Here is a 7,402-nt window from a genome sequence, read left to right as displayed (position 1 = left end):
GTCCACCTCGTAGGCCTTGGGGTCGGGGTAATAGTTTTTCTGAAGTCCGGCCGTCTGTCCCTGGAGGACGAATCTCGGGGCGATCGTGATCGCCTTGTTGGTGACGACCCCGAAGCTCACCTCCGAGGCCGTCTTTTCGGCGGGCGCGTTCGCCGGGTCCGGTGTGATCTTGACGTCCAAAACCGCGATGTCCTTCACCTCGAACGCCGCCTGGCCGACCTTCTTCTCGCCGTTTTCCTCCAGCTCGAAGCGGAAGGTGTACTTGCCGGCCGGAAGTTTTTCCTTCGGCGTGACCGTGAGCTCTCCGGTCTGGCTGAGCTTGGTGGGGTCCACGTCGGCGCCGTAGGTCTTGTCCTTGCCGACGATCTCCGCCTTGGTGATGGTGCCGTTCCGGGGCGGGTCGAGTTTGACGAGGAACTGCTGTCCGGCGCCGTCAGGCGCCTGGGCGCTGACGACGCCGATCGTCTCGACGCCCTCCAGCTTTTCCATGGGGCAACCCTTGTTGTCGGCCGGACCGGCCTCCGAGGGGCACTCGTCGTCGGTGTCGGCCACGCCGTCGGCGTCCTTGTCTTCCGTTACAGCCGCGGCACGGGCGGCGCCTCCGCCGACGTTGACGATCACTTCGCCGCCGCCGGAGAGGCTCAGGAAGCCCGTCCCGTCGCCGTCGGAAGGGACCAGACGTGTGTAGCCGGGTTCGAAGACACCGGCGACCCCGACATTGCCCCATTCGCCGCTCGCGACCTCAGCGCCCGCCGTCACAGGCACTCCGGCGTAGACCAAGACGCCGTCCGTCGGGCGGGAACTCCCGGTGCGCGGCCTGTAGAGGCCGTCCGATCCACCGGGGGCCGAGCGCGGACCGGCGCCCGGCTCGCATTCGCCTCGGGCAAAATCTCCCGGCGTGCAGCTCGAAGGCAGAGAAACGGTCGTGCCGTCCTCCGATCCGAATCCGGCGATCGTGGCGAGGATGCCGATGCTTGCATAGAAGGGCGAGGGAGTGACGTAACGGAGGGCCGCACTCAAAGACGGTCCGCCATAGGTGTAGGAGGAGGTCGCGGTCTCTCCGCCGGGCGTTTCGTACTCCGTCCCGGCATGGCCCACTTCCAATCCCGCGCGAAGGTCCACGTTCAACTGATGCTCCCCGTTCATGACGGGAATGCCGGCTTGGTAGCCGACGCGCACCCGTCCGCCGTTATGTCCTTTGTGGCTCCGGCTCTCCGGGTCCGCCGGATCGGCGTCCTTGTCGAAACCGCCGGAACCGGCCCCCTGCACGAACACGCCATGTGAGACTCCCTCGCCGCGGGCGGTCGCTTGATCGCCGGCTTCGGACTTCGGGGCGTCGTCGCGGATCTTCACGAGCTCGTCGCGCGTGTATTCCTTGCCGTTGGCGGTCAGCTTCTCGTCGTTTCCAAGCACGGTCAGCGCCGCTGTCGCGTCCTCCGGCGTGTCAATGACCCCTTCCGCGCCCTTGTCCTCGATCTGAACGGGCTTCTGATTGCCGACGGTGATGGTGATGCTCATGACGAACCCTCCTAAAAAAATCCGTTAAATTTTTTTCAAAACGACTGCGCGTTGCTGATTAGATTATCTTCGCCGGGTCGATAAACATTGCGCGGTATCTGGCCCCCGGCGCGTGTTTCCTAGGAGTCGATACGCTTGGATTCTTGCGAAGGATTGAAAATTGACTTCGCCTCCTCCGCGTGAGAAGTTTTTGAGAATGGATACGTTCGCACTCAAGGTGAAGGTCGTTCCGCGAAGGCCGCGCACGTTTTTGGAGAAGGTCTATGCCGTGGAAGTCGTGCGCGGGCTCGCGACGACGATCAAGCATCTCCTGAAACACATGCTGGGCTTGGAGAGGATCAAGACCTTCGAATACCCCGATCAGTTGAAACCGATCCCGGACGGTTACCGCGCCGAGCACCGGCTGATGCAGAGGGACGACGGCTCGGTGCGCTGCACGGCCTGCATGTTGTGCGCGACGGCGTGTCCCGCGGACTGCATCGAGATCGTCGCGGCCGAGCACCCGGACCCCAAGCGCGAAAAGTATGCGGCCGTGTACAACATCAACCTCCTCCGCTGCGTCTTCTGCGGGCTGTGCGTCGAGGCCTGCCCCTGCGACGCGATCCGCATGGACACCAAGAAGATCGACATGGCGGGATTCACGCGCGAGGAATTCATATTAGACAAGGAGTACCTCCTCCACAACCATCCGGAGGGCATGAGCCCGCTTTCGATCGCGCCGGACCCGTATCAGGTGGCGGAGGATCCTTCAAAACGGCCGTATTTAACAAAGTAGGGGGAAACCATGATCGTCTCTCTCGTCTTATTAGCGATTCCCGTCCTCTTCATTCTGTGGGTCATCATGGCCTACAACGGCCTCGTCGCCTGGAGGAACCAGGTGAAGAACGCCTGGAGCCAGATCGACGTGCAGTTGAAACGCCGCTATGACCTGATCCCGAACCTGGTCGAGACGGTGAAGGGTTACGCCAAGCACGAGCGCGAGACCCTCGAGAACGTCATCAAGGCCCGGAACGTGGCCATGACGGCCGCGACCCCCAAGGAGGTGGGGCAGGCGGAGAACGTGCTGCAAGGCACCTTGAAGTCGCTCTTCGCCCTCTCCGAAAGCTATCCGGACCTGAAGGCCAACCAAAACTTTTTGGGATTGCAGGAGGAGCTGACCTCGACGGAGAACAAGATCTCCTTCGCCCGCCAATTCTACAACGACACGGTGAACCGGTTCAACACGCTGATCCAGAGTTTTCCGAAAAACATCATCGCCGGCATCTTCAAGTTCGAGGCGGCTCAATTGTTCGAGGTCGAGGCGCCGGAGGAGCGCAAGGCGGTCAAGGTTCAATTTTAGTGCAACCCCCCGAACACCTCTACGACCAGATCGCCCGCAACAAACGGAACTCCGTCCTCCTGATGATCTCCGCCTTTCTGCTCCTCACCGTTCTGGGCTTCGTCTTCGGCAACGTCTACGAGGCACCCGTCTCCGGCATCGTCATCGCCGTCGGCGCGGCGTCGCTCTATCTCGCGGTCAGCTACTGGGCCGGCTCGCGTCTCGTCATGCTGTCCATGGGAGGGCGCGAGATCGAGAAAAGGGACAATCCCGTCCTCTTCAACGTGGTGGAGGAGATGGCGATCGCGGCGGGACTCCCCATGCCACGCGTTTTTTTGATCAACACCCCCGCCTCGAACGCATTCGCCGCCGGGATGAGACCGGACAAGGCGATGATCGCGGCGACGACCGGCCTCATGGAGCAGTTGAACCGCGAGGAGCTGCAGGCCGTCATCGGGCACGAGATGGGGCACATCAAGAACTTCGACAGCCGGTTTTCGATCCTCATGGCCGTGATGGTCGGATCGATCGCGCTCTTGTGCGACATGTTCTGGAGGTCCCTGCGCGGATCCCGGAGATCGGATTCGAAGGGCGGCGGTCAGGCCCAGTTGATCTTCGTGATCGCCGCCGTCGTGTTGGCAATTCTGGCGCCCATCGTCGCCAAGATCATCCAATTCTCGATGTCCCGGAGGCGCGAGCTCCTGGCGGACAACACGGGCGCGGAGCTCACGCGCAACCCCGGGGCGCTCGCGAACGCCCTCCTCAAGATCGCCGCGGACCCGGACGAGCTGGACATCGCCAACCGCGGGACCCAGCACCTCTTCATCATCAATCCCCTCAAGGCCGCGAAGGACGTCAAGGCCCAGGCGGCGGGCAACGCGGTTTCCGAAAAGGCGGGATGGTTCGACACGCATCCGCCCATTGCTCTGAGAGTTCGGCTTTTGAAGGAGATGGCGAAGCTTCCGACCTAGATCCGTACTTCCTTATTCCGCCACCTCGGCGTCCGGATGGACCGCGAAGAAGCAGTTGTCGAGGATGTCTTCCGACGTTTCGCTGATGCCGCAACGGCCGTCGATCACGCATTTCAAGACCTCCTGGCGACGCCGGTCGAAGCGCTCCGTTCCGACCTGCCTTTCGATGATCTCCTGGATCGACTTGGCCAGTCTCCGGGTGACGTGGGGCAGGGGCCTGTGGTCCTTGCGGCTGTCGGTGACGACAAAATCGCCGGATACCAGCTGGGCCAGGCATTGATCGAGGGTCTCGGGGGCGTCGGCCGTTTCTTCCGAGGACCAAGCGGAAACCGACAAAAGGAAAATGAAGAGGAAGAGCGGAAAACGCATACGCCCTCTCAAGGCAAGTTTCTAAAAGGAGCAACGCGCGTGCCAGCGTGCCAAGATTCGTTGTTCTTGATTTTCGAGGGGTTAGCCCGAGGGAGTGGGTGATTTTTATCCCGGTTTGGCGGGCAGTTTCTCATTTTGATGCCGGGGACTTGTCTGTTATACAAGAAACGTGCCCCACCGCGTTTCGCTCATCCCCGGCGACGGGATCGGTCCCGAAATCACCCAGGCCACCCGCGAGGTCCTGGAGGCGACCGGCGTGAAGATCGTCTGGGAGGAGGTCCTGGCCGGACAGAAGGCGATCGAGAAGGACAATACGCCGCTTCCGCAAAAGACCGTCCGGTCGATCCTCAAGAACAGGGTCGCGCTGAAGGGACCGCTGGCCACGCCCATTGCGACGGGGTTTGCGAGCGTCAACGTCATGCTCCGGAAGCGCTTCAACCTCTACGCGAACGTCCGCCCCGCGAAGTCGATCGTGGGCGTGAAGAGCCAGTTCAAGGACATTGACCTGGTGATCCTCCGCGAAAACACCGAAGACCTCTACTCGGGCATCGAGCATGTGGTGGCGCCGGGGGTCGTGGAGTCGATCAAGGTGATCACCAAGAAAGCGTCGCTCCGCATCGCGGAGTTTGCCTTCCGGTACGCCAGGGCCAACGGCCGCAAGAAGATTACGGCCATCCACAAGGCCAATATCATGAAGCTCTCCGACGGTCTTTTCCTGGATTGCGCCCGGCGGGTCTCCAAAAAATATCGCGATATCGAGTACACGGAAATGATCGTCGACAACGCCTGCATGCAGCTGGTCTTGAAGCCCCACCAGTTCGACATCCTTCTCCTGGAAAATCTCTACGGCGACATCGTCTCCGACCTGGCGGCGGGTTTAGTTGGCGGCCTGGGCGTCGTTCCCGCCGGCAACATCGGCGAGAAAGGCGCGATCTTCGAGGCGGTGCACGGGACGGCCCCGGACATCGCGGGCAAGAACAAGGCCAATCCCATGGCGTTGATCCTCTCCGGCGCGATGATGCTCGATCACCTGGGCGAAAAGGCCGCGGCGCAGAAGGTCCGGGCCGCCGTCGCGGGCGTGGTCAAGAAGGGGAAGGTCCTGACGGCGGACCTGGGGGGATCGGCGTCGACGATGGAGTTCGCATGGGCCGTGGCCCAAGCCCTCTGAACGGCCTGACCAAAATCCTATGAACGTCCGCGCGTGGTTCATCCGTCTCTTCTGGCTCGTCCCGCTCGTTTTCTACGGCGCCACCGTCTGCCGGTGGCCGAACTGGGTGGACGGACCCATGATCGCCGGCAACGTCTACGCCCTCAAGCTGAGCGTCTGGGTCAACACCCACAACCTCTTTCACCTTCTCGGAAGGCTTTGGACGACCATTTTTCCGTTCGGCGAGTTCCACGTGCGGTTGAATTTTCTCTGCGCCGTCTTCGGGGCGGTGACCGTCACCTTCCTCTTTCTGGCGGGGATGACCGTCACGAAGAACGCCGTGGCCTCCGCCGCCGGCGCGATCGCCGTCATGTTCGGGCACTCCCTCTGGTGGCATTCGACGATCCTCGAGGTCTACACGCTGAACACCGCCCTCCTGGCCATCTTCCTCTACCTCGTCGCCTCCTATGAGGAGACGGGCTCGAAGCGCCGGCTCTACGGGGCCGTTTTCGTCTGGGGTCTGGGCTGCTCCAACCACGTCCTGATGGGGCTCTTCGTCTTCGCCTTTCCGGCGATCCTTTTGGTCTCTGCGGAAAGACGCCGGTTGCTGAACCCGCGGACGCTCGCGGCGCTCGCCTTTTTCTTTCTGCTGGGATTCTCCCCCTACCTCGTCATCTTCGTCCGTGAGTTTCACCACCGCGCCCCGAAGGTCTTCTCGGCGAAGGGGTATTGGAACGTCCTCCAGGCCATGGTCAATGACACGACCGGGGCGCAATTCCGCCGTTACATGTTTCCGTCGTTCATGTCGTCCGCCCAGAAATGGCGGTGGCGGCTCAACTACCTCTTTCTCCTGCTCATGAATTATCCGTCCGTGGCCTTCCTCGGCGGATGGGTGGGACTCGCGGCCTTCGCCCGGACCCGGGCCTTCCGCGCGACCTTTGTCTTTTTTCTCGCGGGCCTCGCCGCCCAGGCGGTCTGGTCCTCCAACTACATGATCTGGGACATGTACGCCTTCGGGTTGCCTGTCTGGGTCCTCTTCGGATTCGCCGTGATCGTGGGCTTCGATGATCTGTGGCGGCGGTCGCGCATAACGCGCGCGGCGCTTCTGGTTCTCCTCCCCACGCTGCTGGCGGGGCCCGTCCTTTACGCGAAGATTCCCTCCTGGGCCGCCGGCCCCGGCTTTTGGCGCAACTATTTCCGGTATTTCGAATACGTCTCCAACATTTGGGATCCCGCGCGCTATTTCGCCAATCCAAACAAGAGGCATTACGACGACGTGGAACGCTTCGCGCGGCGCATGTTCGAGATCCTGCCTCAGGGCGCGATTCTCTACGACGACGACGGCAAGGGATACTATCCGCTCGCCCTTTATTACCGGGACGTCCTCAAGGTCCGCACGGACATCCGGCAGCACATGATCGTCGGGCCGGCCCCGAACAGCGACTCCATCCCGAGGGCGGCGGCGCAAGAGCTTCTCGCGGACCTCCAGCGGGGCGGCGACGTGTACGTTTCCTCCCCTTATTGGCCGGAGCGGCCCATGCTGGATCAGCTTTATTCCCGTCTGGCGGGCCTATCGCTCGCTAAGCCGGTGTCGCCGTCCACGGTCGCCCGGCTGTCCGTGGAGGAGTTGGAAAGGACCTTTCCCGTCTACGAGCTCAACCGGGTGGTGCTCTTTCCCGACCGGCCCTATTTCATCTATCACGTGGTGCGCCGGCCTGAGCCGGAGACGGGGCCGAGATGATCGACCCTCGCCACGTCCCCCTGGTGCGGTGCGCCGTGGCCGCGGTCGCGGCCGCCGTCCTTCTTTGCGAGCGGTATGGCCGTTTTCCAGCCCGCCGCCGGCTGTTTTTCGGCATCCTGGGCCTCTGCGCGGTCTTGGGCGTCGGGGCCTTTTACAACCTTGGCTACAAGCAATTCTGGAACGAGAGGCGGGGGGCGTGGACGTTCATCCACTATCCGGATCACCGGCAGACCTACGGCACCGCCAAGTACTTTAGGGAGATCGGCTATCGGGGCGCGTTCCGGGCGGACATGGCCGCCTACCTCGAGGACACGGGGGCGGGCCGGGAGTCGGTGGCG

At 62.5% G+C, this 7,402-nt stretch carries 8 protein-coding genes; 6 read left to right on the top strand and 2 right to left on the bottom strand.

The features are described from left to right. Positions 1-1,518 (bottom strand): hypothetical protein (locus VLJ37_06350; protein ID HSA59290.1); only part of this gene is annotated, 1,518 nt, incomplete at its 3' end. A 196-nt stretch (positions 1,519-1,714) separates the two neighbouring features. Between VLJ37_06350 and VLJ37_06345 the strand changes: the two genes are divergently transcribed. The 3 genes from VLJ37_06345 to VLJ37_06335 are packed head-to-tail and all read left to right on the top strand — an operon-like array spanning position 1,715 to position 3,807. Further along, positions 1,715-2,293: an NADH-quinone oxidoreductase subunit I gene (locus tag VLJ37_06345; GenBank protein HSA59289.1), complete on the top strand. Its 579-nt coding sequence runs from the start codon at positions 1,715-1,717 to the stop codon at positions 2,291-2,293. A gap of 9 nt (positions 2,294-2,302) precedes the next feature. After that, positions 2,303-2,857, top strand: coding sequence for a LemA family protein (locus VLJ37_06340; GenBank protein ID HSA59288.1), 555 nt, complete (start codon positions 2,303-2,305; stop codon positions 2,855-2,857). Beyond that, positions 2,857-3,807 carry a M48 family metallopeptidase gene (locus VLJ37_06335; protein HSA59287.1) on the top strand — a complete coding sequence of 317 codons (951 nt, stop codon included), beginning with the start codon at positions 2,857-2,859 and terminating at the stop codon, positions 3,805-3,807. Before VLJ37_06340 ends, VLJ37_06335 begins: the two co-directional genes overlap by 1 nt. 12 nt (positions 3,808-3,819) lie before the next feature. Here VLJ37_06335 and VLJ37_06330 read toward each other — a convergent pair whose 3' ends face one another. Continuing rightward, a complete protein-coding gene (locus VLJ37_06330) occupies positions 3,820-4,176 on the bottom strand; it encodes a hypothetical protein (protein HSA59286.1) in 357 nt (118 codons plus the stop codon). A gap of 169 nt (positions 4,177-4,345) precedes the next feature. On the opposite strand from VLJ37_06330, the gene VLJ37_06325 reads away from it, so the two are divergent. The 3 genes from VLJ37_06325 to VLJ37_06315 all read left to right on the top strand — a co-directional run. Next, on the top strand, positions 4,346-5,344 hold the full coding sequence (locus VLJ37_06325; protein HSA59285.1) for an isocitrate dehydrogenase (NAD(+)): 999 nt from the start codon (positions 4,346-4,348) through the stop codon (positions 5,342-5,344). 19 nt (positions 5,345-5,363) lie between these two features. Beyond that, the gene (locus VLJ37_06320; protein HSA59284.1) at positions 5,364-7,064 is read left to right on the top strand and encodes a DUF2723 domain-containing protein; all 1,701 of its coding nucleotides are present in this window, start codon (positions 5,364-5,366) and stop codon (positions 7,062-7,064) included. Beyond that, positions 7,061-7,402: hypothetical protein (locus VLJ37_06315; protein HSA59283.1), on the top strand; the 342-nt coding region annotated here is incomplete at its 3' end. The genes VLJ37_06320 and VLJ37_06315, both read left to right, overlap by 4 nt.

This window comes from bacterium, assembly GCA_035454885.1.
Lineage (GTDB): Bacteria > UBA10199 > UBA10199 > JACPAL01.
Note: the sequence above shows the minus strand (reverse complement) of the source record. Positions and strands in the feature narration are given on the sequence as shown.